The organism is Streptomyces sp. NPDC020884 (assembly GCF_044333935.1).
In the GTDB taxonomy this organism is placed as follows: domain Bacteria; phylum Actinomycetota; class Actinomycetes; order Streptomycetales; family Streptomycetaceae; genus Streptomyces.
In genome coordinates, this window is the sequence record NZ_JBIRRY010000013.1 from 208019 (window position 1) to 232784 (window position 24766).

The window sequence follows — 24766 nt, forward strand, 5'->3', positions numbered from 1 at the left end:
GGCCCCGTACGACGCCGCTACGCCGCGCTCACCTCGTGCTCCGGCGGCGTACGCACGCTGTGACCGCACGGGCGCGCGCCCCGGGAGCGGAACGGGCGGGGCAGCGAGAGGTTCACGAAGCCCTCCGCCCGCATCGCCGCGATCCCGATGCGGGGCAGGTCGCGGCTGGTGCGGAAGACCACGAAGCGGGGCTCCCAGCGAGGCTTGAACTTGGCGTTGAACTTGTACAGCGACTCGATCTGGAACCAGCGGGAAAGGAAGATCAGCAGGCTTCGCCAGCAGCGCAGCACCGGCCCCGCGCCGAGCCGCTCGCCGCGGGCCAGCGCGGAGCGGAACATCGCGAAGTTCAGCGAGACCCGGGCGACGCCCAGCTTCTCGGCGGCCTGGAGGGAGGCGACGATCAGGAGTTCGTTCATGCCGGGATCGGCGGAGCGGTCGCGGCGCATCAGCTCCAGGGACATCCCGTCGCGCCCCCAGGGGACGAAGTGGATGACCGCCTTGAGGTCGCCGTGCGCGGAGTCCTCCGTACCGGAGCCGGGCAGGTGTGCGGTGGCGATCACGCAGTCGCCGTCGGCCGGGTCGCCGATCCGGCCCAGCGCCATGGAGAAGCCGCGCTCGGTGTCGGTGCCGCGCCAGTCGGCGGCGGCCCGGCGGATGCGGTCCAGTTCGGTGTCGCCGATGTCACGTGCCCGCCGGACCCGGGTCTCGTAGCCATGGCGTTCGATGCGCTTGACCATCTGGCGCACGTTCCGCATGGCCCGTCCGGCGAGGGAGAAATCCGCCGCGTCCACCACCGCCTCGTCGCCCAGTTCCAGGGCGGAGAGTCCGGTCTCGCGGGTCCAGACCTGGCCGCCCGTCTCGCTGCACCCCATGACGGCGGGGGTCCAGGAGTGCGCCTTCGCCTCGTCCATGAAGCGCTCGATCGCGCCGGGCCAGGCCTCCACGTCGCCGATGGGGTCGCCGCTGGCCAGCATCACGCCGGAGACGACCCGGTAGCAGACGGCCGCCTTGCCGCTGGGCGAGAAGACGACGCCCTTGTCGCGGCGGAGCGCGAAGTGGCCGAGCGAGTCGCGGCCGCCGTGCGTCTCCAGCAGCGCCCGCAGCCGGCTCTCGTCGTCCTCGGTGAGGCGGGCGGCCGGGTGTTCGGGGCGGAAGGCGAAGTAGATGGTGGTGATGGCGGTCAGCAGGCCGAGCGCGCCGAGCGAGTAGGCCACCGTCCAGGTGGTGCGCCCGGCGTAGTCGACGGGCCCTTCCACGCCGAACAGGCCGTACAGCACGTGCTGGAGCCGGTCGGCGATGGACGGGTCGCCGACGACCCGGCCGCGGTGGACGCTGACGATGATCAGCCCGAGCCCCAGCGAGCCGGCTCCGAGCAGGACGAAGTTGGCGAGCGCGCGCCAGCGGCTGCGGGGGCCCGGCAACGCCCGGAACTGGTCCCGGTGGCGCACCAGCAGCCAGCAGAGCGTCAGGGAGACCAGGACGCCGACGATCGAGTGCCGGTACGCGAACTGGGCCGCGGCCCCCGCGGGCAGCAGGACCACCGCCGCCCGCCAGGCCCGCCGCTTGTGCCGTTTCAGCCCGTGCGCGAGGAGCAGCAGCAGCACGCCCGCGCTCAGCGAGAGCGCGGCGGCGAACGGGCCGAGCGCGCCGGGGAGCACTTCGGCGACGGTGTGCATCCGGCTGTGCCGGAAGCGGGGGAAGACCCCGGCGGCGACGTCGATCAGCCCGACGACGGTGCAGGCGGTACCGACGACGGTCGGTACGGATTCGGGGCGAGGCCCGCGGAGCAACCGGCGAACGCGCTGCGGAACCGACACCGAATTATCCCCATCTAGCGTGACAGACATCGCTTCCCGTGGCTTCGCGAGAGATTCGTTGAGTCCGCCGGCCGGAGCCCCTGCGGACGATGTGCGCCCTCTAGGACGCGGGTTGTGGAGCGCGGGTTCACCCACATTCCGGAAATTTCCCGCATCCGAGCCGGTACGGAATCGCAGAGAAAGCTCACTCATGGGTCTCACCAGCACAGCAGTTCTGGCGGTCGTGGCGGCGTTGGCCGTCGCGCTCTTCGCCGCCACGGTCGGTCTCTGGCCGCGCCTGGCCCGGCGCGGCGCCGCCGCGGTGTCGGGCCGGGTCGGGCTGTTGCTGGCGACCCAGGTGACGTTGTTCGCCGCGGTGGGGCTGGCGGCCAACAACGCCTTCCTCTTCTACGGTTCCTGGGCCGACCTCTTCGGCCGGCAGCAGGAGCTCGGTGTGGTCACCGACCACGCGGGGAACGGGTCCGGCTCGCGGCACATGACGCGGACCGGCACCCAGCACCCGGACGTGCCGGGCGGGCGGGTGCCCTCCGTCGGCGGGCGGATCGACAAGGTGGTCGTCGCCGGGCGGACCTCGGGCATCACGTCCCCGGCGTACGTCTATCTGCCGCCGGAGTACTTCCAGGCGGCGTACGCCGGGCGGAGTTTCCCGGCGGTCGTGGTCCTCACCGGCTACCCGGGCACGGCGGAGAACCTGCTGAAGGGGCTGCGCTACCCGCAGACCGCGCAGGAGCGGGTGAAGGCGGGGAAGGCCCGGCCGATGATCCTGGTGATGCTGCGGCCGACGGTCGCGCCGCCCCGGGACACCGAGTGCGTGGACATCCCGAAGGGTCCGCAGACCGAGACGTTCTTCGCGAAGGACCTTCCCGAGGCGATCGCGCAGTCCTACCGGGTCGGGGAGCAGGCCCGTAACTGGGGCATCATCGGCAACTCGACGGGCGGCTACTGCGCGTTGAAGATCGGGATGCACCACCCCGGCCGGTACGCGGCGAGCGCCGGGCTGTCCGCGTACTACAAGGCCGCCGAGGACCCGACGACGGGCGACCTGTTCCACGGGAAGCAGGAGCTGCGGGACCGCGCCGACCTGATGTGGACCCTGGAGAACCGGCCGCCGTCCGGCGGCTCGTTCCTGGTGACGACGTCCCGGGAGGGCGAGGGGAACCTCGGGAGCACGATGAAGTTCATCGAGAGGGTGAAGGCTCCGGCCGAGGTGTCGTCGATCGTGCTCGACAGCGGCGGGCACAACTTCACGACCTGGCGGCGGGAGATTCCGCCGGCCCTGGAGTGGATGAGCGCCCGGCTCAGCGAGAACTGAGCCGGGGAGCGCGCCCGGTCCACCGGGGACGACGGGGCGGCCTCAGGGCGTGGCGATCGTCGCCACCGTCTCCACGGCGACCTCGGCGCGCGGTACGTCGTGGGCGTCGGCGTCGATCGAGCGGCGCAGGGCCTCGTGCAGCCGGGCGGGGGTCAGTACGCCGAGGAAGCGGCCCTCGCTCTCCTTGTCGATGACCGCGATCCAGCCCGCGTCGTGCTGGAGCATGGAGGCGAACGCCTGCTTGAGGGGGGCGCCGAGCGGGAGCCAGGCCTCCATCCGGCGGGCGTGTTCGCGGACGGTGCCCTTGGCGGTGGCCGTCGCGTCGGCGGGGATCCAGCCGTGGAGGTTGTCGCGGCCGTCCAGGACGACCGCCCAGCGTGCGCCCTGGGACCTGAGCCGTTCGGTGGCCGTGGCCAGCGAGTCGTCCAGGTGGACGACCGGCGGCTGGTCGAGGTCGCTCTCCTCGATGGGCGTCACCGAGAGCCGCTTCAGTCCGCGGTCGGCTCCGACGAAGTCGGCCACGTACGGGGTCGCGGGGGCCCCGAGCACGGTGGCGGGGGAGTCGAACTGCTCGATGCGGCCCTGCCCGTAGACGGCGATCCGGTCGCCGAGGCGGACGGCCTCCTCGATGTCGTGCGTGACGAACAGCACGGTCTTGCGGACCTGGGCCTGGAGTTTCAGGAATTCGTTCTGGAGGCGTTCGCGGACGACGGGGTCGACCGCCCCGAAAGGCTCGTCCATCAGGAGAACGGGCGGGTCGGCGGCCAATGCGCGGGCCACGCCGACGCGTTGGCGCTGGCCGCCGGAAAGCTGTTCCGGATAGCGGTCGCCATAAACGGAAGGGTCGAGTCCGACGAGGTCGAGGAGTTCGGCGGCGCGTTCGCGTCCCTTTCCGCGCTTCCAGCCCAGCAGATGGGGAACGGTCGCGGTGTTCTCCAGCACGGTCTTGTGCGGGAAGAGCCCGACCTGCTGGATCACATAGCCGATTCGGCGGCGCAGCCGGACGGGATCGATGGTGGATATGTCCTCCCCCTCGAGGAATATCCCGCCCTCGGTCGGTTCGATCAGCCGGTTCACCATCTTCATGGTGGTCGTCTTGCCGCATCCGGAAGGTCCGACGAGCGTGACCAGTTCACCCTCGGCGACCTCGAAGGAAAGGTCGTCGACGGCGGTGGTGCCATCGGCGTACCGCTTGGTGACGTGCTCGAAACGGATCATGGTTCCCCATTGTGGAGGGCGTTCTGTGAAGGGCATGTTGCCGGAATGCGACAGCCTCCGCGATTGTCAGTGGTCGAGGATAGGCTCGCCAGTCATCAGTTCGATCCGGGGGCGATCCGGGGCGACGAGGGAAAGCAGGAGGTGGGGGCGGATGGCCGAGCAGAGCTGCCTGGTGACGAACGACTGGATCTGCGGGGAGTATCTCCGCTCCCGCAGCCAGGAGTTGACCGATGCGGCCGTGCAGCACGTCGGGATCACGGTGGTGTCGGTGCTGATCGGGCTCGCGGTGGCCTTTCCGCTGGCGCTGCTCGCCCGCCGGGGGCGGCGCTTCGCCGCACCGGTGCTCGGGCTGACGACCGTGCTCTACACCGTGCCCTCGCTGGCGATGTTCTCGCTGCTGCTGCCCCTGTTCGGGCTGTCGGCCGCCCTCGTCGTGACGGGCCTGGTCCTCTATTCGCTGACCATCCTCGTACGCAACATCCTGGCCGGGCTCGAAGCGGTGCCGCAGGAGGCCCGGGACGCCGCCCGGGGCATGGGATACGGGCCGGGGCGGCTGCTGTGGGAGGTGGAGCTTCCGCTGGCGCTGCCCGCGGTGATGGCGGGACTGCGGATAGCCACCGTGTCGACGGTCGCGCTGACCACGGTCGGCTCGCTCGTCGGCAAGGGGGGCCTCGGCAATCTCATCGAGGACGCGCTGCCCAGCTTCTTCAAGGCCCAGGTGCTCACCGCCTCGGTGCTGTGCGTGCTGCTCGCGGTGACGGCGGACCTGCTGCTGCTCGGCCTCCAGCGGCTGCTGACGCCCTGGACCCGGATATCCGGCACGGACCGCGGATCCAGGGCGACCGGCGACCGGCGGACGGACCCGGACGGACCGGGCGGAGCGGCGGGCCCGCCCGCCCCGGCGAAGGTGGAGGCGGGCTGACCCGTGGGAGTCATCGGCGATGCCTGGACCTGGCTGACCACCGGGGCCAACTGGTCGGGGGACGGCGGGGCCGCGCACCGGCTCGGCGAGCATCTGTACGTGAGCGGGGTCGCCCTCGTGGTGGCCTGCGCGATAGCCCTGCCGCTCGCCCTGTATCTGGGGCACATCGGCAAGGGGGGCGCCCTCGCGATCAACGTGTCCAACGTGGGCCGGGCCATTCCGGTCTTCGCGGTGCTGGCCCTGTTCATGGTCACGCCCCTGCGCAACTCGGGGTACTGGCCCACGATCATCGCGCTGGTGCTGTTCGCGGTGCCGCCGCTGCTCACCAACGCCTATGTCGGCATGCGGGAGGTGGACCGGTCCGTGGTGGAGGCCGCGCGCGGCATGGGGATGTCGGGCGGACAGCTCTTCGTCCGGGTCGAGCTGCCGCTCGCCTACCCGATGATCATGACCGGGCTGCGGTCCGCCGCGGTCCAGGTCGTGGCCACCGCGTCGATCGCCGCCATGGTCGGCCTCGGCGGGCTGGGCCGGATCATCACCGCCGGGTTCAACACCTACGACACCGCTCAGGTCTTCGCGGGCGCCGTTCTGGTCGCCGGTCTGGCCCTGCTGGTGGAAGGGGTGCTGGTGGGCCTGGACCGGCTGCTGTCACCGCTGCGCCGCCGCCGGCCCGCGTGAGCACACAACTTTCTTTCGGTCATCTTTCTTGAGTTCGGACGGAGAACAACATGAGCAGGACCTCGCGGATAGCCGGTGCGGTCGTCGGCATGGTGGCGCTGGCCGGGTCGCTCGCGGCCTGCGGCGGCGACAGCCTGGAGAAGGAGAAGGGCGGTTCCGGCTCCTCGGCGGGCGACGGCAAGAAGGGCTCCCTGGTCGTCGGCTCGGCCTCGTTCACCGAGTCCAAGGTGCTCGCCGAGCTGTACGCCCAGATCCTGGGCGACGCCGGATACACCACCTCGATCACCACGGTGAAGAACCGTGAGCTGTACGAGCCCTCGCTGGAGAAGGGCGAGATCGACGTCGTACCGGAGTACGCCGCCACCATCGCCGAATTCCTCAACGCCAAGGTCAACGGGGCGAAGGCGGCCCAGTCCAAGCCCGTGGCCTCCGGGGACGCCGCCGCCACGGTCGCCGCCCTGGAGAAGCTCGCCGGGCCGCTCGGCCTCAAGGTCCTCCCGCCCGGTAAGGCCGTCGACCAGAACGCCTTCGCGGTCTCGAAGGAATTCGCCGAGAAGAACAGCCTGAAGACGCTTTCCGATCTGGGGAAGTCGAAGATCAAGGTCAAGATCGCGGCGGGCGACGAGTGCGAGGTGCGGCCGTTCTGCGCACCGGGTCTGAAGAAGACGTACGGCATCGACGTCACCGGTATCGACCCCAAGGGCGTCGGCACCCCGCAGTCCAAGCAGGCCGTCCGCGACGGCAAGGTCCAGCTGGTCCTGACGACCACCACGGACGCGGTGCTGGACGGGCTGGTGTTCCTGGAGGACGACAAGAAGCTCCAGAACGCGGACAACGTCCTTCCCGTTCTGCACGCCAAGGACGCGGGTGCGCCGGAGATCGCGGACGCCCTCGGCAAGCTCACCTCCGCGCTCACCACGGAGGATCTCGCCGAGCTGAACCGGAAGGTCGACGCGGAGCGGGCCAAGCCGGCCGACGTGGCCAAGGAGTATCTGGAGTCGAAGGGTCTGATCAAGAAGTAGCGCTTGGTCGGGAAGCTGATCAAGAGGCTGATCAAGACGCTGATCGAGATGTCGATCAAGGCGCCGGTCAAGGCGCCGATCGGGAAGTAAAGCCCCGGGTGGAGAGAGTTTGGGGGGCCGCGAGGTAACCGGCGGGGAACAGATTGCCGGGCGGCCCCCCAAGTGTCGCGCACACACGGTAAATTTCAGGCCATGCCACGTGGACGCCACCGCCATTCGCCGCCCCTCCACAGAATCCTGCCCCCCTCCGTGGTGGCGGGAGTGTCGGTCGCCGGTGCCGCCGGCGCCTGGCTGCTGGCCGAACCCCTGGTCCTGCGCGGCCTGGTGGCCGCCGTGGCGGCCGCGGCCGTCACCGGCGCCTGTCTGATGCGCAGCTGGGACCGGGCGGCGGGGCTGCGGGTCGCCGAGCTGACGCGGGCCCGCGCCCGTGACGAGTGGCGGGCCGAGGAGCGGATAGCCGAGCTGGAGCAGGACCTGGAGGAGTCGCGCGAGCTGCGCACCCGTCTGGAGACCAAGCTCCGCCGCAAGCGCGTGGACCTCGCCGGGCTGCGCGGGGAGCACGCCGGACTGCTCCGCCGCTACGCCAACGCCGAGACCGAGCGGGCCAGCGCGCTGGAGGGCCGCAGGCAGCTCGCGATCGAGGCCGCGGCCCCCAAGGAGCTCCTGCCCGCGCGGTCCACGCCGACCCCCGAGTCGTACCGGCGCGCGGACGAGGCCCTGTTGAACCTCACACGCAACGCGGCGCTCCAGGAGACCCGCCGCACGGTGGAGGCCGCCCGGCAGCGCGCTCAGGCGCGGGAGCCGGAGGCGGAGGGCCCGAAGGGGAAGCACGCGGCGGTCACCGGGGCGGGCGAGCACCTGGACCACCAGCACCGCCGCCCCCCGACCGCCCCGCCCGCCCCGGCCCCGGACCAGCGGAACGCGAAGGCCCCGGCGCAGGCCGCCCGGAACGCGAACGCCCCCACGCAGAGCGCCCCGACGCAGAGCGCCCGGAACGCGAAGGCCCCGGCCGCCATCGCGCCGGTGCGCGTGCCGCGCGCGATCCCGGCCGCCTCGGCCGTCGCCCCGTACGCCACCGCGCGCCGTCACCTGGCCCCCCAGGGCAACTTCGACTTCTTCGGCGCCCAGAACGCCCACAAGGCGAGCGCCGCGATCGAGTCCGTGCAGAACGAGGACCTCGCGGACGTCGTCGGCGAGGAGGTGCTCGCCGCCCACCGCACGGGAGCCGTCGACAACCGCGCCGTCGGCAAGGTCATCGACCTCACCGAGCACGACGAGACCGAGCAGATCGACGTGGCGCAACTGCGCGGCGCCGTCTCCTGAGCGAGGACCCGCCCGCTACTTGTCGATGTCGCCGACGACGAAGAACAGCGAGCCCAGGATCGCCACCATGTCGGCGACCAGGGTGCCCGGCAACAGCTCGGTGAGGGCCTGGATGTTGTTGAACGAGGCGGAGCGCAGCTTCAGCCGGTAGGGCGTCTTCTCGCCCTTGGAGACCAGGTAGTAGCCGTTGACGCCGAGCGGATTCTCCGTCCAGGCGTAGGTGTGGCCCTCCGGCGCCTTGAGCACCTTGGGCAGCCGCTGGTTGATCGGCCCCGGCGCCAGGTGGGCCATCCGGTCCAGACAGGCGTCCGCCAGGTCCAGGGCGTTGAGCGTCTGCTCCAGCAGGCATTCGAAGCGGGCCAGGCAGTCGCCCTCGGTCCGGGTGACGACCTTCAGGGTGTCCTGGAGCTCCCCGTACGCCAGATACGGCTCGTCGCGCCGCAGGTCGAAGTCGACGCCCGAGGCGCGGGCGATGGGCCCCGACACCCCGTACGCGTGCACCGCCGCGGCGGACAGCACGCCCACGTCGCGCGTACGGAGCCGGAAGATCTCGTTGCCGAGGACGAGGTTCTCGTACACGTCCATGCGGGAGCGGACGGAGGCGACGGCCTCGCGGACCCGGCCGGCCCAGCCCGCCGGAACGTCCTCCTTGAGCCCGCCGACCCGGTTGAACATGTAGTGCATCCGCCCCCCGGAGACCTCCTCCATCACCGCCTGGAGCTCCTCGCGCTCCCGGAAGGCGTGGAAGACCGGGGTGATGCCGCCGAGTTCGAGGGGGTAGGAGCCGAGGAACATCAGGTGGTTGAGGACCCGGTTCAGCTCGGCGAGCAGCGTCCGCGTCCACACCGCGCGCTCGGGGACCTCCATGCCGAGCATCCGCTCGACGGCCATCACCACGCCCAGCTCGTTCGAGAACGCGGACAGCCAGTCGTGGCGGTTGGCGAGCATGACGATCTGCCGGTAGTCGCGCGCCTCGAAGAGTTTCTCCGCGCCCCGGTGCATATAGCCGATGACCGGCTCGGCGTGCTGGATCCGCTCGCCGTCCAGCACGATCCGCAGCCGGAGCACCCCGTGCGTGGAGGGGTGCTGGGGACCGATGTTCAGCACCATGTCGGTGCTCTCCGCCGCTCCGCCGATGCCGATCGTCGTCTCCGTCATGCGGGACAGTATTGCCTGCCCCCGCCGGGCCGTGGCGGTCACCCGCGATCCGGCCCCACCCGGTGCAGCAGCCAGCCGAAGTCGCCGAGGCCGCCGCGGGCGGTCAGCTCCGCCGCCTCGCCCGCCGCCGCCAGCGCCCGTACGTAGCCCGCCGGATCGGTGGCGGCCAGGCTCAGCGGCGGCCGGTCGCCGCCGACGCCCAGCCGGTGCAGCACCGTTCGCTGGTCGGTGAGGACCGGGCGGGCCCCGGTCCCGGACCCCGCCACCGCCGCCGCGCAGGCGTCCAGCGCCACATGCGCCGTCAGGTCGCAGGAGCCGTCCGGCACCGGACGCACCTCGCGTCCGCCCCGGAAGCCGGTCAGCGTCCCGAAGGGCGGCCGGGCGCCCCGCACATGCGCGTAGTCCACCGCCACCGCGAGCCCGGCGGTCAGGGAGCCGACGGCTCGCGCCCAGGCCGCGTCGCGGGGGCGGCCGATCTCCGCCCGCTCGCCCGGCGCGGACAGCGGCCACCAGCGCTCCAGCCACGCCGCGTCCGCCCCGCCCACCACATCGCCGAGGCGCTCCGCGCCGTCCGAGGCGCGCACCTGGACGTAGCGGGGGACGCCGTCCGCGTCCGCCTCCGCCACCTCGGCCGGGACGTTGTCCAGCCACTCGTTGGCGAACAGCAGCCCGGTGACCCCCGCGGGCGGTTCGGCGCACCACTCGATCCGGGGATCCAGGCCCGGGGGCCGGGCGGCGACCTCGACGGCGTACGGGGTCACGGCGAGGCCCTCGGGGAGCGCCGCCAGCACTCCGGTCAACAGCTCGCCCCGCCCCGCCCCGATATCGACCAGGGCGAATGTGCCGGTGTCCAGCTCCTGTGCCGTTCCGGTCAGCAGCCGGGCCACCGCCGCCGCGAAGAGCGGCGAGGTGTGGACCGACGTACGGAAGTGGCCCGCCGGCCCCTCCGGGCTCCGCAGCGGGCTGCGATAAAAGCCCTCATCCCCGTACAGAGCGGCCTGAGCCGCCTCCCGCCAACCGCGCCACTCGTCCGTCACGTAGGCAAGTCTCCACCTTGGGGAGTACGGTCCCAGGACCTGGATCGACCCTTCGGCTGACCCGGGCACCGATCTGCTGTCCCTACGCTGGGTTACGTGCAGCGCCTCTACGATTTCATCCGCAGACACCCGACGGGCGTCGACGTCTTCTGGGCCGTCTTCCTCCTCGGGCTCTCCGGCATGTCGATGGTGTCGGGCATGTACGACGCGGGGCGCGAGGAGATCGTCGCCGTGCCGGTCGCGCTGGGGCTCTCCACGGTGGTGGCGCTGCGCCGCAGGGCTCCGGAGAAGATGCTGCTGCTCGGCATCCTGGTGGGCGTCGTGCAGTTGGTGTTCGACGTCCGGCCCGGCATCGGGGACTTCGCGATGCTGGTGATCACCTACACCGTCGCCACGGTCGGGGAACGCTGGGCGTCCCGGCTCGCCCTGGTCTGCAGCCTGAGCGCGGCGGCCCTGTCCCAGCTGCGGTGGGAGGCCGAGCCCGGGGGATCCTGGGCCCAGGTGGTCTTCGTGACGATCATCATGACCGTGCCGTTCGTGCTGGCCTGGGTGCTCGGGGACTCGCTGCGGACCCGGCGCGCCTACTTCGACCAGTTGGAGGAGCGTGCCGCCCGTCTGGAGCGGGAACGCGAGGCGCAGTCCAAGGTCGCGGTGGCCGCGGAGCGGGCCCGGATCGCCCGCGAGCTGCACGACGTCGTCGCGCACAACGTCTCCGTGATGGTCGTCCAGGCCGACGGCGCCGCCTATGTGATGGACGCGGCTCCCGACCAGGCCCGCCAGGCCCTGGAGACCATCTCCAGCACCGGCCGCCAGGCGCTCGCCGAGATGCGCCGGCTGCTCGGGGTGCTGCGGACCGGTGACGCCCCGGAGAGCGGGGAGTACGTTCCCCAGCCGGACGTCGAGCAGATCGAGGACCTGGTCGCACAGGTCCGCCAGACCGGCCTGGCGGTCGACTTCAAGGTCGAGGGCACCCCGCGCCCGCTGCCCAGCGGCGTGGAGCTGACCGCCTACCGCGTCGTGCAGGAAGCCCTGACGAACACCCGCAAGCACGGCGGACCCGACGCCGGGGCCAGCGTCCGGCTGGTCTACTTCGACGACGGCCTCGGGCTGCTGATCGAGGACGACGGCCGGGGCGCGGCGCACGAGCTGTACGAGGACGGCGGCGCGGACGGCGCCGGGCACGGGATGATCGGTATGCGGGAGCGGGTCGGCATGGTGGGAGGCACCCTGGACGCCGGGCCCCGGCCCGGCGGCGGATTCCGGATCAGCGCCCTGCTGCCGCTCAAACCCTCGGGCTGACCGCGCTCCACGACCTCGCCGGCCCCACCCCATGACCTCCTTGACCACCACGACCCCAGGACAGGACACGATTCCCATGGCCTTGGCCATCCGCGTCATGCTCGTCGACGATCAGGTTCTGCTGCGGACCGGCTTCCGGATGGTGCTCGCCGCCCAGCCCGACATGGAAGTCGTCGCCGAGGCCGGGGACGGGGCGGAGGCGATCGAGATCCTGCGGTCCACCGCCGTCGACGTGGTCCTGATGGACGTCCGGATGCCCCGGCTGGACGGCGTCGAGGCGACCAGCCGCATCTGCGCGCAGCAGGACCCGCCCAAGGTGCTCATCCTGACCACCTTCGACCTCGACGAGTACGCCTTCTCCGGGCTGAAGGCCGGGGCCAGCGGCTTCATGCTCAAGGACGTGCCGCCCGCCGAGCTGCTCGCCGCGATCCGCTCGGTGCACAGCGGCGACGCGGTCGTCGCCCCGTCCACCACCCGCCGGCTGCTCGACCGCTTCTCGCCGCTGCTGCCCAGCGGTCAGAAGGAGCCGAAGAACAAGCACATCGGCAAGCTCACCGAACGCGAACGGGAAGTCATGCTCCTGGTCGCCCAGGGCCTGTCGAACGGGGAGATCGCGGCCCGCCTCGTGCTCTCCGAGGCGACGGTCAAGACGCACGTCGGCCGCATCCTCACCAAGCTGAACCTCCGCGACCGGGTCCAGGTCGTCGTCCTCGCCTACGAGACGGGCCTGGTCCGGGCCGGCGGCGGCGCGGGCTGAGCGGCGCGCGCTCAGCGCAGGACGCCCTCCAGGAAGTCGCTGCCGAGCCGGGCCACGACGGTCAGGTCCAGCTGGTGCAGGACGTAGCGGCCACGGCGGCGCGTCGTGACCAGGCCCGCCTTCTTGAGCACCGAGAGGTGACGGGAGACCTCGGGGGAGGTGATGCCGTTGGAGTCGGCCAGCTCGCCGGTGGTGTACGGGGAGCGGGCCAGGTTCCGGCAGAGCCGCATCCGCATCGGGTGGGCCAGGGCCTCCAGGCGCAGCTGGAGCAGTTCCACGGAGGCGGGCGCCGGCAGGTCGGGCAGATGGACCGGGTAGTGGATCACCGGCCGCCAGCCGGGGGCGTGCAGCACCATCAGGTGCGGCCAGCCGAAGCTGGTCGGGATGAGCGTCAGGCCCCGGCCGACGCCCGCGTCGACGGCGGTGGTCCGGCCCGCGGACAGCTTGTCGACGTTGATCCGGCCCGCGTCCTCGTCCAGCGTCACGGCGGCGGACACCGCCCCGATCGCTTCGGCCAGCCCCTTGCGCCGCAGCAGCTCCGTCTTGTGCCGGGCGTCGGCGACCAGCTGCACGGAGACCCGGCGCCAGGTGTCGGCGAAGAACGCCTGGTCGCAGTCCTCGAAGAGCCGCCGGATCCAGCCGCGCACGGAGGCGGGGTCGGCCAGCAGCCGGCGGGTGAAGTCCAGCTGCTGCGGGCCGCGCGCCGCCGCCAGGTCCAGGGCGCGGCCCCGCATCCCCGCGTCGTCCAGCGGTGACGGGGTCCCGGCCCCGTAATGGCTGGCGCAGGTGAACTCCAGGGCGGCGGCGACGAACCGCTCGTCGTCCAGCTTGTCCAGCAGGTCCAGGTCCTCGGCGAGCGTCGCGCCGGTCCTGCCGTCGCCGCCGCGGACCCCGGAGAACGGCATGAACACATCGGAGAAGGTGTTCCGCCAGAGGAACTCCGCCTCCAGCATCCGGTCCGCGAGGTCGGGCTCCAGCGCGGTCGCGGTCGCGGTGGCCCAGCCGTGCAGCCCCGGATGGTGGCCGGGCTCGGAGAGGGCGTGCAGGGCGAGGCCCAGTTCGGCGAGGGGGGAAGTCGCGAATACGACGCGGTCGGCGGGCAGACCCGCGATGTCTATGTGCACGCTCACCCCTCCATAGTGGGGGTACGCGGGTGGGCCGTCGCTCCATTTGACGGTGGGCGTCAATCAGCGGGCGTCGCCGCCGTGGCCCGCAGCAGGCTGGGCCGCATGAACGCCACCCAGCAGCACCTGCTCGACCTCCACCGCGCGGCCCGCCTGTCGCAGCCGGCGCCCCCGCCGCCGGGCCGCCACGACCGCTCGGTCCTGCGCGACCTGTACCGGCACTGGCTGACCCACCCGCCGACGCGCCGGACCGGCGATCAGGGCGAGCCCGGCACCCCCAGCGAGCCCGGCACCCTCAGCCCGTCCGGCACTCCCAGCGAGCCTGGCACTCCCAGCCCGTCCGGCGTTTGAGGACGGAACCCCCGGGCCGGGGCCCGGCCACTCGACCAGGCCCCGGGGCCGGGCAGCCCCCTACGCAAGGCCCCCCGCGCCCTATCCCACGTACCCCACGAACCCCGCCACCGCCTCCCGCACGTCCTCGGCCGTCCACTCCAGGCCGTCGGCCGCCACCGTCACCTCGGTGACCGAGACCCCGGGCGGCAGCCCCGTCCCGGCCGCCCCGGCGAACCAGCGCCGGAAGAGGGCCACGCCCGTCTCCTCGGCCTGCCGCACCGACGCCTCGTCCAGCACCTCGGTCCCGTACGGCAGCCAGACCTGGAACTGATGCGTGTGCGGCGGCTCCGGACGCACCCGGAACCACGGCACCCCCGACGCCGCGAACCCCTCGGCCAGTGCCCCGGCGACCACCTTCGCGTGCGCCACGTACTCCGGGAGCCTCGGCAGCTCCCGCTCCAGGCCCAGCAGCGCGGACAGCGCCGCCGGATACTGCTGGAAGACCTGGCCCCCGTACCGGTGGCGCCACACCCGGGCCTCCTCCACCAGCGTCGAAGGGCCCGCCAGCACCGCCCCCGACAGCCCGTCCAGGGACTTGTAGAACGACACGTACACGCTGTCCGCGAGACCGGCGATCTCCGAGAGCTCCCGCCCGAAGTGCGGGCCGCACTCCCACAGCCGCGCCCCGTCGAGGTGGACCACCGCGTCCCGCTCCCGGGCCGCCTCCACCACCGCCGTCAGCTCCTCCCAGGACGGCAGCACGAACCCGGCGTCCCGCAGCGGCAGCTCCAGCATCAGCGTGCCGAACGGCTCCGGGAACTCCCGGACCTCCTCGGCGTTCGGCAGCCTCGGCGCGGACGTCGGATGCACCGTGCGCAGCCCGCTCACCGACCCGAGCGCCCCGCCCTCGTGCAGTTCCGGGTGGGACAGCGGATGCAGGGCCACCGTCGCGTCGCCGGTCCGCCCCGCCCAGCAGCGCAGCGCGACCTGCTGGGCCATCGTCCCGGTCGGGAAGAAGGCCGCCGCCTCCATGCCGAGCAGCCCGGCCACCTGCTGCTCCAGATCGTCGACGACCCCGCCCCCGTACACATCGGTCCAGTCGTCGGGATCGTGTACGGAAGAGGCGTCGGCGGCCAGCGCCGCCAGCCGTTCGCCCAGCGTGCCGTCCGCGCCCATCCGGGCCAGCACCCTGCGCGCCCCCCGCCACGCGGCCAGCCTGCGCCGCCGCTGTTCCTGCTCGTCCATCGCTCCCATGGGACGATCATCACCCGGACCTCTGACAGCGCGCCCGCGGGATTCCGCCCGGCCCGGGTGCGACCAGCGTGCGATCCGGGAAAGTTATCCACAGGCTGTGGGCGGCGGGGGAGCCCCGCCGAAACGCTGGCGTAGCATGCAGAGAAATCGTCCGGTACCCCCCGCGGACTGGAACGGAAGGCCATCGCCGCGTGAACGCACCAGTTTCGAAGGAACCCCTCGACGCGAGGGACCGCCCCGCCCGACTCACGGTCGGCGTCGTCGGTGCGGGCCGGGTCGGACCCGCCCTCGCCGCGTCCCTCCAGCTCGCCGGGCACCGCCCGGTCGCCGTGTCGGGCGTCTCCGACGCCTCCCGGCGCCGCGCCGCCGAGCTGCTCCCCGATGTGCCCCTGGTGGAGCCCGCCGAGGTGCTGGCCCGCGCCGAGCTGGTGCTGCTGACCGTCCCCGACGACGTGCTGCCCACCCTGGTCGAGGGCCTCGCCGAGACCGGCGCGGTACGGCCGGGCCAGCTGCTCGTCCACACCTCCGGCCGGTACGGGGCGAAGGTGCTGGACCCCGCGCTGCGGGCCGGGGCGCTGCCGCTCGCGCTGCACCCGGCGATGACGTTCACCGGCACCGCCGTCGACGTCCAGCGGCTCGCGGGCTGCTCCTTCGGGGTCACCGCCCCCGAGGAGCTGCGGCTGGCCGCCCAGGCGCTGGTCATCGAGATGGGCGGCGAGCCGGAGTGGATCGCCGAGGAGTCCCGCCCGCTCTACCACGCGGCCCTCGCCCTCGGCGCGAACCACCTGGTGACCCTGGTCGCCCAGTCGATGGAGCTGCTGACCAAGGCCGGGGTGACCGCCCCGGACCGGATGCTCGGCCCGCTGCTCGGCGCGGCCCTGGACAACGCCCTGCGCTCCGGCGACGCCGCGCTGACCGGCCCCGTCGCCCGGGGGGACGCGGGCACGGTCGCCGCCCACATCGGCGAACTGCGCGCGCACGCGCCGCAGGCGGTGGCCGGATACCTCGCGATGGCCCGCGCCACGGCCGACCGGGCGCTCGCCCACGGCCTGCTCAAGGCCGAGCTGGCCGAGGACCTCCTGGTCGTCCTGGCCGACCAGGAGCGCCGCCCCGGCTCCCCCGGACCGGGGGAGCCCCGATGACGACGACGAGCCGTACGGGACCGGGGGGAGCCTCGATGACGACGAGCTGTACGGGACCGGGGGAGCCCCGATGACGACCACCAGCCGTGCGGGGGACGAGGGCCCCGCCGCCCCGGCCCCCCGCCGTACCGCCCCGGCCTCCGCCCTCCTGCGCACCGCCGCCGAGCTGGACGCGCTGCCCCGCCCCGCCGGGGCCGAGCGGGCCGTCGTCATGACGATGGGCGCGCTCCACGAGGGCCACGCCGCCCTGATCCACGCCGCCCGCGCGGCGGCCGGCCCGGACGGCCAGGTCGTGGTCACCGTCTTCGTGAACCCGCTCCAGTTCGGCGAGGCCGCCGACCTGGACCGCTATCCGCGCACCCTGGACGCCGACCTGGAGATCGCCGCGGCGGCGGGGGCCGACGCGGTCTTCGCCCCCGGTGTGGACGAGGTCTACCCCGGCGGCGAGCCCCAGGTCCGGATCACCGCGGGCCCCATGGGCGAGCGCCTCGAGGGCGCGGCCCGGCCGGGGCACTTCGACGGGATGCTCACCGTCGTCGCCAAGCTCCTCCACCTCACCCGGCCCGACGAGGCGTTCTACGGGCAGAAGGACGCCCAGCAGCTCGCCCTGATCCGCCGCATGGTCCGCGACCTGAACTTCGCCGTCCGCATCACCGGCGTGCCCACCGTCCGCGACCCCGACGGCCTCGCGCTCTCCAGCCGCAACCGTTTCCTCTCCGCCGAGGAGCGGCACACCGCGGCCGCCCTGCCCCGCGCCCTGTTCGCGGCCCGCGACCGGCTCGCCGCCCAGCAGGCCCTGCACGAGAGGGCGCGGGCCACCGCGCCCGGCGGCGACCGGGCCGCCGGGCTCAACCGGCTCGGCGAGGCCCGTGCCGCCGCCGACGCCCAGGCCGTGGCGCTGGCCCGGCCCAACGGAGCGCCCGCGGCCGTCCGGGCCGCCGCGCGGACGATCCTGGACGAGGCCGCCGCGCGCGGCAGGCCGCCGCTCGCCCTGGACTATCTGGCCCTGGTGGACCCGGCGGACTTCACCGAGATCCCGGACGGCCGCGAGAGCGGGGAGGCGATCCTCGCCGTCGCGGCCCGGGTCGGGGACACCCGCCTCATCGACAACATCCCCCTCACCTTCGGAGCCCTCTCGTGACCGGAATAAGGCTGACCGCCCCCGCCCCCGGCTGGGCCATCGACGCGGACGTCGTGGTGGTCGGCTCCGGCGTCGCCGGACTCACCACGGCGCTGCGCTGCGCGGCCGCCGGCCTGGACACCGTCGTCGTCACCAAGGCCCGTCTCGACGACGGCTCGACCCGCTGGGCCCAGGGCGGCATCGCCGCCGCCCTCGGCGAGGGCGACACCCCCGAGCAGCACCTCGACGACACCCTCGTCGCGGGCGCGGGCCTCTGCGACGAGGAGGCCGTGCGCACCCTGGTCACCGAGGGACCCGACGCCGTACGCCGGCTGATCAACACCGGCGCGCACTTCGACACCACGGACAGCGGCGACATCGCGCTGACCCGCGAAGGCGGCCACCACCGCCGCCGCATCGCCCACGCGGGCGGCGACGCGACCGGCGCGGAGATCTCCCGCGCCCTGGTCGGGGCGGTCCGCGAGGCGGCCCTGCACACCATCGAGAACGCCCTGGTCCTGGACCTGCTCACGGACGCCGAAGGCCGTACGGCGGGCGTCTCGCTGCACGTGATGGGCGAGGGTCAGCACGACGGCGTCGGCGCGGTCCGGGCCCCCTCGGTCGTCCTCGCCACCGGCGGCATGGGCCAGGTCTTCTCCGCCACCACCAACCCCTCCGTCTCCACCGGGGACGGCGTGGCGCTCGCGCTGCGGGCCGGGGCGGAGGTCTCCGACCTGGAGTTCGTCCAGTTCCACCCCACCGTCCTGTTCCTCGGCGCGGACTCCGAGGGCCAGCAGCCGCTGGTCTCCGAGGCGGTACGCGGCGAAGGCGCGCATCTCGTCGACCGCGACGGCGTCCGCTTCATGACCGGGCAGCACGAGCTGGCCGAGCTGGCCCCGCGCGACATCGTCGCCAAGGCCATCACCCGCCGGATGCAGGAGCACGACACCGAGCACATGTATCTGGACGCCCGGCACTTCGGCGCCCGGATGTGGGAGCAGCGCTTCCCCACCATCCTGGCCGCCTGCCGGACCCACGGCATCGACCCGGTCACCGAGCCGATCCCGGTCGCCCCGGCCGCGCACTACGCCTCCGGCGGCGTCCGCACCGACCTGCGCGGCCGCACCACCGTCCCCGGCCTGTACGCCTGCGGCGAGGTCGCCTGCACCGGCGTGCACGGGGCCAACCGGCTGGCGTCCAACTCCCTCCTGGAGGGCCTGGTCTTCGCCGAGCGCATCGCCGCCGACATCGCCGAGGTCCGCCCGCCCCGCACCGAACCGGCGGAGGACCCCCACAGCGCTCAGGAACCGGTCGCGCTGCTGGACCCCGAGGCCCGTACGGCGATCCAGCGCGCCATGACCCTGGGCGCCGGAGTCCTGCGCTCCGCCGGGAGCCTGGCCGCCGCCGCCGAGGCGCTGGAGGCCCTGCACGGCGAGGCCGCCGCCGCGGACGGGGCCAAGGCGGTCGTGCCCGGGGTCGAGGCCTGGGAGGTCGCCAACCTGCTCCTGGTCTCCCGGGTCCTGGTCGCCGCCGCCGGGCAGCGCGAGGAGACCCGCGGCTGCCACTGGCGCGAGGACCGGCCCGACCGCGACGACGCCCACAGCCGCCGCCACCTGGTCGTCCGCATCGCCCCCGACCGCACCCCGGTCGTCCACCGCACGGAGACCGCCGCATTCCCGCCCGTACGCCCGTCGGATTGAGCAGACTGCTGGGAAGCAGCGTCAGCCCTGCCCGCACCACCCGCCACGCCCCCGAGGAGCCGTCACCGTGAGCACGCCCGAAGAGAATCCGCGCCCCACTCCCGTGGACGTACCGCTGATCCGGGTCGGCGCGCCCGCATCGTCCGCACCGGCGGAAGGCTGTGGCGACGGCTGCGGCTGCGGCGGTGACGGCGGATTCGACCCCGAAGCCCTGGAGTGCGGCCTGGACCCCGCGCTCGCCCTGCTGCTGGCCGAGGCGGGGCTCGACCCCGTCCAGGTCGAGGACGTCGCCCATGTGGCGATCGAGGAGGACCTCGACGGCGGGGTGGACGTCACGACCGTGGCGACCGTCCCCGAGGACGCCGTGATCACCGGCGACTTCACCGCCCGTGAGGCGGGGGTCGTGGCGGGGCTCCGGGTCGCCGAGGCGGTCCTGTCGATCGTGTGCACCGACGAGTTCGAGGTCGAGCGGCACGTCGAGGACGGCGAGCGCATCGCCCCCGGCCAGAAGCTGCTGACGGTCACCACCCGCACCCGCGACCTGCTGACCGGCGAGCGCAGCGCGCTGAACCTGCTCTGCCGGCTCTCGGGCATCGCGACCGCCACCCGTGCCTGGGCGGACGTGCTGGAGGGCAGCGGGGCCCAGGTCCGCGACACCCGCAAGACGACGGCGGGCCTGCGCGCGCTGGAGAAGTACGCGGTGCGCTGCGGCGGCGGCGTCAACCACCGGATGTCGCTCTCCGACGCGGCCCTGGTCAAGGACAACCACGTGATCGCCGCGGGCGGCGTCGCGGAGGCGTTCAAGCGGGTGCGCGCCGAGTTCCCCGAGCTGCCCATCGAGGTCGAGGTCGACACGATGGAGCAGGTCCGCGAGGTGCTGGACGCGGGCGTCGACCTGATCCTGCTGGACAACTTCACCCCGGCCGAGACCGCCGAAGCGGTCGCCCTGGTCGCCGGCCGCGCGGTCCTGGAGTCCTCCGGCCGCCTCACCCTCGACTCGGCCCGCGCCTACGCCGACGCGGGCGTCGACTATCTCGCGGTCGGGGCGCTCACCCACTCCTCGCCGATCCTCGACATCGGCCTGGACTTCCGCGACGCGGCCGCCCCCAGTTCCGCCGACGGGGCCGACGCCTGATGCTGCTCACCATCGACGTCGGCAACACGCACACGGTCCTCGGTCTCTTCGACGGAGAGGAGATCGTCGAGCACTGGCGGATCTCCACCGACGCCCGCCGCACCGCCGACGAGCTGGCCGTCCTGCTCCAGGGCCTGATGGGCATGCACCCGCTGCTCGGCATGGAGCTGGGCGACGGCATCGAGGGCATCGCGATCTGCGCCACCGTCCCCTCGGTCCTGCACGAGCTGCGCGAGGTCACCCGCCGGTACTACGGCGACGTCCCCGCCGTGCTGGTGGAGCCCGGCGTCAAGACGGGGGTGCCGATCCTGATGGACAACCCCAAGGAGGTCGGCGCGGACCGCATCATCAACGCGGTCGCCGCCGTCGAGCTGTACGGGGGCCCGGCGATCGTCGTCGACTTCGGCACCGCCACCACCTTCGACGCGGTCTCCCCGCGCGGCGAGTACGCGGGCGGGGTGATCGCCCCCGGCATCGAGATCTCGGTCGAGGCGCTCGGCGTCCGGGGCGCCCAGCTCCGCAAGATCGAGCTGGCCCGGCCGCGCAGCGTGATCGGCAAGAACACCGTCGAGGCCATGCAGTCCGGCATCATCTACGGGTTCGCGGGCCAGGTCGACGGAGTGGTGGCCCGGATGAAGAAGGAGCTGGCCGCCGACCCGGACGACGTCACGGTCATCGCGACGGGCGGCCTTGCTCCGATGGTGTTGGGGGAGTCCTCGGTCATCGACGAGCACGAGCCGTGGCTGACGCTGATCGGGCTGCGCCTGGTGTACGAGCGGAACGTGTCCCGGTCGTAGCGGCTGTTGCGCGGAAGCCGGGCGTACCTGCGGGAACGGCCGGGGCGGGGGCCGGCGGCGGTTCGGGCGCGCCGCGCCATCGACGGCCAGTTAAACGGATTTTGTCCAATTAGCACGTATTGTCGCGTTATGCCCACGCCCTACGGTTCACGAGGCGGCATGGCGTTCAGCGCGGACGAGCTGCGGGTGCTCCGACGTGCCCTCGCCATCGCCCTCCACCCCATGCCCCTGTCCGACGAGGACGTCCAGGACTGCCTGCGGCTCGCCGGCTCCGTGGACGAGGCGGTCGGCGAGGCCGGCCGGCTGCGAGCGTTCCTCCTCGCCGACCTCGCCCGCTACCGCAACGCCCTTCCCGGCTCCGTCGCCGGCTATCTGGAGCTGCTCCAGGACGCCCTGGCGGCCGGCTACGACCCCCGCCCGGACGATCTGGCCGCCCTGCGGGCCCTGCGCGGCAGGCCGCTCGCGGCGGCCCTCCTGGAGCGCTGCCAGGTGCTCGCCGAGCGTTCCGTCCGGGCCCGGCTCGCCGGCCGCTCCGCCGGGCTCACGGCCCCCGGCCCCCGCAGCCGGCTGCTCGCCCTGCCCGGCGGCCGCGCCGCCGACCGGGAACCGGCCCGGCCCGGCACCCCGGCCACCCCGAGCCGGCCGCAGAAGCCGGGCGACCGTCCGATGCCCAAGCCCTCCGAGGTCTTCCCGCCGCGCCGCCGCCCCGTGCCGCCGCCCCCGTCCGAGGAGCGCGCGGCGGGCTGACCCAGGGGTCCGCACCCCCCGCCCGGCCGGACGCGGCGGCCTCCACCGGGAGGTCGCCGCGTCCGGCCGGGCGGGGCTCGCTACTCTGGACGGCATGGACTATGTATCCGCGCTCCTGCCCCCCGTGGTGATGGCCGTCTTCTTCATCGGCCTGGTCGTGACGATCGTCAAGAGCCAGGGCGGACCGAACAAGACCAAGGAGGACGGCGTGGTGGACGCGGCGCTCGCCCGCGCGGAATCCGTAAAGCAGACCGCACGTCCGGAGAATGCCTGACCACGGGAGCGGTCCGCCCGTCCCGCATCCTCCCGAAGTACGTTCCCGGAGCGCACGACTCATCAGAGCCGTGCGCTCTTTTGCTGTGTAAATACCAGAACATTCAGGACATCTAGCACTAAAGTGATCTCGTGCCCCGTCAATTGGGAGACCTGGAAGACGCCGTGATGACACGCGTCTGGCAATGGAACCGGCCGGTCACGGTGCGGGAAGTCCTCGAGGACCTCCAGCAGGAACGGTCCATCGCCTACACGACCGTGATGACGGTAATGGACAATCTCCATCAGAAGGGCTGGGTGCGCAGGGAAGTAGACGGCCGGGCCTATCGATATACGGCCGTCTCCACCAGGGCCGCCTACTCGGCCGCACTGATGAACGAAGCCTGGTCACGCAGTGACAACCCCGCCGCCGCACTTGTCGCGTTCTTCGGCATGATGTCCGCCGAGCAGCGCGAAGCGCTGCAGGATGCCGTTCGCATGGTTTCCCCCAATCTCGCCGAAACCGCCCCCGACAACGCCGCGGAACCGACCGCGGACGCCTCCGGAGATGCCGCCCCGGCCGATGGGACGGAGCCGGAGGGCGGGCGATAGCGTCGGGGCATGTCCTCAGAACAGCCGCAAAGCGACCCGGATACCGAACTCCATACCGACCCGTCGGTAAATAAGCCCGCGATCACCGTCCGGCGGGCCAGGACCAGCGATGTCGCGTCCGTACGCCGACTCCTCGACGGGTACGTGTCCGGGGGCATCCTGCTCGACAAAGCGACCGTCACCCTTTACGAGGACATCCAGGAGTTCTGGGTCGCGGAACGCGACGAGGACGCGGGGGTCATCGGCTGCGGCGCACTTCATGTCATGTGGGAAGACCTGGCGGAAGTGCGGACCCTTGCCGTCGACCCCCGCGTCAAGGGCGCGGGAGTCGGGCATCACGTACTGGACAAGCTCTTGCAGACCGCGCGATGGCTCGGTGTCCGCAGGGTTTTCTGTCTCACCTTCGAAGTCGACTTCTTCGCGAAGCACGGCTTCGTCGAGATCGGAGAGACGCCCGTCGACACCGATGTCTACAGTGAGCTGCTGCGTTCCTACGACGAGGGCGTCGCGGAGTTCCTCGGTCTCGAACGAGTGAAGCCGAACACCTTGGGCAACAGCCGGATGCTTCTGCACCTGTGATCTGCAGAAGGACCTGCAACCCTATGTCCGAATCGCGCACGTTTCCCGTCTTCTCGGGCTGCTGAACCTCTCCCGGGGGTTTGTGTTTTCGAGGGAAAAGCGGTTTCCTTTCCGCGTACTCCATTTTCGATGAAAGGAAATCCCGTGGCACAGAAGGTTCAGGTCCTTCTTGTCGATGACCTCGACGGTGTCGAGGCCGACGAGACCGTCACGTTCGCCCTTGACGGCAAGACGTACGAGATCGACCTCACCACGGCCAACGCGGACAAGCTTCGCGGCCTTCTCGAGCCCTACACCAAGGGTGGACGTCGCACCGGTGGCCGTGCCGCCACGGGCCGCGGCAAGGGCCGTGCCGTGGCCGGCGGTAACAAGGACACCGCGGAAATCCGCCGGTGGGCGCGGGAGAACGGCCACAATGTGAATGACCGCGGCCGTGTTCCCGCCGAGATCCGTGAGGCTTACGAGAAGGCCAACGGCTGATCTGCGGCATCTCTTGTCGACACCCCGGAACGGGCACGTGACAACCGGACCCGATGGCATTCCGTAGCCGCGGCGTCCACCAGGCGTACGAGATCGGGGGCATCCCCACCGCTGCTCCCGAAGCCCGCGAGAGCCGGCAGCACCGGCTCGGGCGTCCGCCTCGGCTCTGGGGGCCGCAGCCACACAGCGGCCCCCGGCGAGTCCCCCGGTGCGCCCGGGAGGGGCGGGGCCGTGACGCGGCCCCCCGCACCCACGGCGGTCAGGTCCGGGGCGAGGGGGCCCCACTCCAGCCAGTCGAGCAGCCCCGGCAGCTCATCGGCGCCGCCCGCGGCGACCAGCAGCCCCATCCGCGCACCGGACAGCAGCACGGGACCGGTGCGCACCCCGCGCCGCAGCACGGCGTGACCGGCCTCGGCGGGCAGCTCCAGCACATCGAAGCCCACCCCGGTCAGCAGCCGCAGCGGAGCGCGTCCCGCGGTGGCCCAGCCCAGCTCCCGCGCATACCGCCGGGCGAGAGCGGCGTCCGCGGAACCCGGAGCGGCATCGGGTGACGATCGGGGCTGCGGGACGGTAGGGGTCATGCCCGATGAACCGCGGAACCACCCCCGGGGTTACGCAGGGTCCGCGTCGCATCACGGTGCGTCCGGGGTGTGGGGGCGTGCGAAGGCGTTCAGCGGCGCGAGGTTGTTCGCCCGTAGCGGAGGGAACGGGGGTGCGCCGCATGGACTGTCCGTGATTGCGGGTAAGACTTTCCTAGTGGGAAGGGGCGACACGCTGGCCGAGGCGTCTCACGTTCGCCATCGGCGTACTGGCGAAAGGGGTATCTGCCTGGCCTGCGGGAACATCGTCTCGCACCATCGGGTTGGAGCAGTTGTCAGCTGTTCGGCAGTAAGAATCCCCGCCGGTGCGGGGGTGATCCGGACGGATGTCGGCAGTTGGAATGAGCTG

25 protein-coding genes are annotated in these 24766 nt (G+C 72.6%); 18 read left to right on the plus strand and 7 right to left on the minus strand.

Features of this window, described 5'->3' with window-relative positions; translation table 11 throughout:
• Positions 1–17: 17 nt before the first annotated feature.
• Positions 18–1847 carry a phosphatidylglycerol lysyltransferase domain-containing protein gene (locus ACH4UK_RS33980; protein WP_398362641.1) on the minus strand — a complete coding sequence of 610 codons (1830 nt, stop codon included), beginning with the start codon at positions 1845–1847 and terminating at the stop codon, positions 18–20.
• 160 nt (positions 1848–2007) lie between these two features.
• Between ACH4UK_RS33980 and ACH4UK_RS33985 the strand changes: the two genes are divergently transcribed.
• On the plus strand, positions 2008–3129 hold the full coding sequence (locus tag ACH4UK_RS33985; RefSeq protein ID WP_398362643.1) for an alpha/beta hydrolase: 1122 nt from the start codon (positions 2008–2010) through the stop codon (positions 3127–3129).
• 42 nt (positions 3130–3171) lie between these two features.
• Here ACH4UK_RS33985 and ACH4UK_RS33990 read toward each other — a convergent pair whose 3' ends face one another.
• Positions 3172–4347 carry an ABC transporter ATP-binding protein gene (locus ACH4UK_RS33990; RefSeq protein WP_398362645.1) on the minus strand — a complete coding sequence of 392 codons (1176 nt, stop codon included), beginning with the start codon at positions 4345–4347 and terminating at the stop codon, positions 3172–3174.
• A 151-nt stretch (positions 4348–4498) separates the two neighbouring features.
• On the opposite strand from ACH4UK_RS33990, the gene ACH4UK_RS33995 reads away from it, so the two are divergent.
• The 4 genes from ACH4UK_RS33995 (at position 4499) to ACH4UK_RS34010 (ending at position 8292) form a co-directional block, all read left to right on the plus strand.
• On the plus strand, positions 4499–5269 hold the full coding sequence (locus tag ACH4UK_RS33995) for an ABC transporter permease (protein WP_398362646.1): 771 nt from the start codon (positions 4499–4501) through the stop codon (positions 5267–5269).
• Between the two features lie 3 nt (positions 5270–5272).
• Complete coding sequence (locus ACH4UK_RS34000; protein WP_398362648.1) at positions 5273–5947, plus strand: ABC transporter permease; 675 nt, start codon at positions 5273–5275, stop codon at positions 5945–5947.
• A gap of 50 nt (positions 5948–5997) precedes the next feature.
• Positions 5998–6969 (plus strand): ABC transporter substrate-binding protein, encoded by a 972-nt coding sequence (locus ACH4UK_RS34005; RefSeq protein WP_398362649.1) that lies wholly within the window; start codon positions 5998–6000, stop codon positions 6967–6969.
• Positions 6970–7161: 192 nt separating this feature from the next.
• On the plus strand, positions 7162–8292 hold the full coding sequence (locus tag ACH4UK_RS34010) for a hypothetical protein (RefSeq protein ID WP_398362651.1): 1131 nt from the start codon (positions 7162–7164) through the stop codon (positions 8290–8292).
• A 15-nt stretch (positions 8293–8307) separates the two neighbouring features.
• Here ACH4UK_RS34010 and ACH4UK_RS34015 read toward each other — a convergent pair whose 3' ends face one another.
• Positions 8308–9450 (minus strand): NADH-quinone oxidoreductase subunit D, encoded by a 1143-nt coding sequence (locus tag ACH4UK_RS34015; protein WP_398362652.1) that lies wholly within the window; start codon positions 9448–9450, stop codon positions 8308–8310.
• Positions 9451–9488: 38 nt separating this feature from the next.
• Positions 9489–10487 (minus strand): SAM-dependent methyltransferase, encoded by a 999-nt coding sequence (locus tag ACH4UK_RS34020; protein ID WP_398362654.1) that lies wholly within the window; start codon positions 10485–10487, stop codon positions 9489–9491.
• Positions 10488–10583: 96 nt separating this feature from the next.
• On the opposite strand from ACH4UK_RS34020, the gene ACH4UK_RS34025 reads away from it, so the two are divergent.
• Complete coding sequence (locus ACH4UK_RS34025; RefSeq protein ID WP_398362656.1) at positions 10584–11786, plus strand: sensor histidine kinase; 1203 nt, start codon at positions 10584–10586, stop codon at positions 11784–11786.
• A gap of 82 nt (positions 11787–11868) precedes the next feature.
• Positions 11869–12543, plus strand: coding sequence for a response regulator (locus ACH4UK_RS34030; RefSeq protein ID WP_398362736.1), 675 nt, complete (start codon positions 11869–11871; stop codon positions 12541–12543).
• A gap of 11 nt (positions 12544–12554) precedes the next feature.
• Here the strand turns inward: ACH4UK_RS34030 and ACH4UK_RS34035 are convergent, their stop codons facing one another.
• Positions 12555–13667, minus strand: a complete 1113-nt coding sequence (locus tag ACH4UK_RS34035) for a DUF5937 family protein (protein ID WP_398362737.1) — start codon at positions 13665–13667, stop codon at positions 12555–12557.
• Between the two features lie 105 nt (positions 13668–13772).
• Here ACH4UK_RS34035 and ACH4UK_RS34040 point away from each other — a divergent pair, with 105 nt between their 5' ends.
• Positions 13773–14018 carry a hypothetical protein gene (locus tag ACH4UK_RS34040; protein ID WP_398362658.1) on the plus strand — a complete coding sequence of 82 codons (246 nt, stop codon included), beginning with the start codon at positions 13773–13775 and terminating at the stop codon, positions 14016–14018.
• Positions 14019–14099: 81 nt separating this feature from the next.
• Here the strand turns inward: ACH4UK_RS34040 and ACH4UK_RS34045 are convergent, their stop codons facing one another.
• Positions 14100–15254, minus strand: a complete 1155-nt coding sequence (locus tag ACH4UK_RS34045; protein WP_398362660.1) for a threonine aldolase family protein — start codon at positions 15252–15254, stop codon at positions 14100–14102.
• Between the two features lie 191 nt (positions 15255–15445).
• Between ACH4UK_RS34045 and ACH4UK_RS34050 the strand changes: the two genes are divergently transcribed.
• From ACH4UK_RS34050 to ACH4UK_RS34095, 10 genes are all read left to right on the plus strand, one after another.
• Positions 15446–16396 (plus strand): Rossmann-like and DUF2520 domain-containing protein, encoded by a 951-nt coding sequence (locus ACH4UK_RS34050; RefSeq protein WP_398362662.1) that lies wholly within the window; start codon positions 15446–15448, stop codon positions 16394–16396.
• 70 nt (positions 16397–16466) lie between these two features.
• Entirely contained in the window at positions 16467–17537 is a 1071-nt protein-coding gene (gene panC / locus ACH4UK_RS34055; protein ID WP_398362663.1) for a pantoate--beta-alanine ligase, read from the plus strand.
• The gene (locus tag ACH4UK_RS34060; RefSeq protein ID WP_398362665.1) at positions 17534–19216 is read left to right on the plus strand and encodes an L-aspartate oxidase; all 1683 of its coding nucleotides are present in this window, start codon (positions 17534–17536) and stop codon (positions 19214–19216) included. Before panC ends, ACH4UK_RS34060 begins: the two co-directional genes overlap by 4 nt.
• A gap of 67 nt (positions 19217–19283) precedes the next feature.
• Positions 19284–20351 (plus strand): carboxylating nicotinate-nucleotide diphosphorylase, encoded by a 1068-nt coding sequence (gene nadC / locus ACH4UK_RS34065; protein ID WP_398362667.1) that lies wholly within the window; start codon positions 19284–19286, stop codon positions 20349–20351.
• Positions 20351–21148, plus strand: coding sequence for a type III pantothenate kinase (locus ACH4UK_RS34070; protein ID WP_030087892.1), 798 nt, complete (start codon positions 20351–20353; stop codon positions 21146–21148). Before nadC ends, ACH4UK_RS34070 begins: the two co-directional genes overlap by 1 nt.
• A 159-nt stretch (positions 21149–21307) precedes the next feature.
• Positions 21308–21895: a hypothetical protein gene (locus tag ACH4UK_RS34075; protein WP_398362739.1), complete on the plus strand. Its 588-nt coding sequence runs from the start codon at positions 21308–21310 to the stop codon at positions 21893–21895.
• A gap of 94 nt (positions 21896–21989) precedes the next feature.
• Positions 21990–22169: a hypothetical protein gene (locus ACH4UK_RS34080; protein WP_398362669.1), complete on the plus strand. Its 180-nt coding sequence runs from the start codon at positions 21990–21992 to the stop codon at positions 22167–22169.
• Positions 22170–22300: 131 nt separating this feature from the next.
• Entirely contained in the window at positions 22301–22759 is a 459-nt protein-coding gene (locus ACH4UK_RS34085) for a BlaI/MecI/CopY family transcriptional regulator (protein WP_398362670.1), read from the plus strand.
• 9 nt (positions 22760–22768) lie between these two features.
• Complete coding sequence (locus ACH4UK_RS34090; protein ID WP_398362672.1) at positions 22769–23338, plus strand: amino-acid N-acetyltransferase; 570 nt, start codon at positions 22769–22771, stop codon at positions 23336–23338.
• A 144-nt stretch (positions 23339–23482) separates the two neighbouring features.
• Positions 23483–23818, plus strand: a complete 336-nt coding sequence (locus ACH4UK_RS34095; RefSeq protein WP_003968298.1) for an Lsr2 family protein — start codon at positions 23483–23485, stop codon at positions 23816–23818.
• Here ACH4UK_RS34095 and ACH4UK_RS34100 read toward each other — a convergent pair.
• Positions 23797–24399 (minus strand): SCO3374 family protein, encoded by a 603-nt coding sequence (locus tag ACH4UK_RS34100; protein WP_398362673.1) that lies wholly within the window; start codon positions 24397–24399, stop codon positions 23797–23799. The two genes, ACH4UK_RS34095 and ACH4UK_RS34100, sit on opposite strands and share 22 nt — an antisense overlap.
• Between the last annotated feature and the right edge of the window lie 367 nt (positions 24400–24766).

What these genes read in the sequence shown, in the direction of transcription:
- ACH4UK_RS33990 (WP_398362645.1), bottom strand. Translation starts at nt 4,347, where the DNA reads ATGATCCGTTTCGAGCACGTCACCAAGCGGTACGCCGATGGCACCACC.
- ACH4UK_RS34040 (WP_398362658.1), top strand. Translation starts at nt 13,773, where the DNA reads ATGAACGCCACCCAGCAGCACCTGCTCGACCTCCACCGCGCGGCCCGC.
- ACH4UK_RS34015 (WP_398362652.1), bottom strand. Translation starts at nt 9,450, where the DNA reads ATGACGGAGACGACGATCGGCATCGGCGGAGCGGCGGAGAGCACCGAC.
- ACH4UK_RS34005 (WP_398362649.1), top strand. Translation starts at nt 5,998, where the DNA reads ATGAGCAGGACCTCGCGGATAGCCGGTGCGGTCGTCGGCATGGTGGCG.
- ACH4UK_RS34100 (WP_398362673.1), bottom strand. Translation starts at nt 24,399, where the DNA reads ATGACCCCTACCGTCCCGCAGCCCCGATCGTCACCCGATGCCGCTCCG.
- ACH4UK_RS34045 (WP_398362660.1), bottom strand. Translation starts at nt 15,254, where the DNA reads ATGGGAGCGATGGACGAGCAGGAACAGCGGCGGCGCAGGCTGGCCGCG.
- ACH4UK_RS33995 (WP_398362646.1), top strand. Translation starts at nt 4,499, where the DNA reads ATGGCCGAGCAGAGCTGCCTGGTGACGAACGACTGGATCTGCGGGGAG.
- ACH4UK_RS34075 (WP_398362739.1), top strand. Translation starts at nt 21,308, where the DNA reads ATGGCGTTCAGCGCGGACGAGCTGCGGGTGCTCCGACGTGCCCTCGCC.
- ACH4UK_RS33980 (WP_398362641.1), bottom strand. Translation starts at nt 1,847, where the DNA reads ATGTCTGTCACGCTAGATGGGGATAATTCGGTGTCGGTTCCGCAGCGC.
- ACH4UK_RS34090 (WP_398362672.1), top strand. Translation starts at nt 22,769, where the DNA reads ATGTCCTCAGAACAGCCGCAAAGCGACCCGGATACCGAACTCCATACC.
- panC (WP_398362663.1), top strand. Translation starts at nt 16,467, where the DNA reads ATGACGACCACCAGCCGTGCGGGGGACGAGGGCCCCGCCGCCCCGGCC.
- ACH4UK_RS33985 (WP_398362643.1), top strand. Translation starts at nt 2,008, where the DNA reads ATGGGTCTCACCAGCACAGCAGTTCTGGCGGTCGTGGCGGCGTTGGCC.
- ACH4UK_RS34010 (WP_398362651.1), top strand. Translation starts at nt 7,162, where the DNA reads ATGCCACGTGGACGCCACCGCCATTCGCCGCCCCTCCACAGAATCCTG.
- ACH4UK_RS34070 (WP_030087892.1), top strand. Translation starts at nt 20,351, where the DNA reads ATGCTGCTCACCATCGACGTCGGCAACACGCACACGGTCCTCGGTCTC.
- ACH4UK_RS34080 (WP_398362669.1), top strand. Translation starts at nt 21,990, where the DNA reads ATGGACTATGTATCCGCGCTCCTGCCCCCCGTGGTGATGGCCGTCTTC.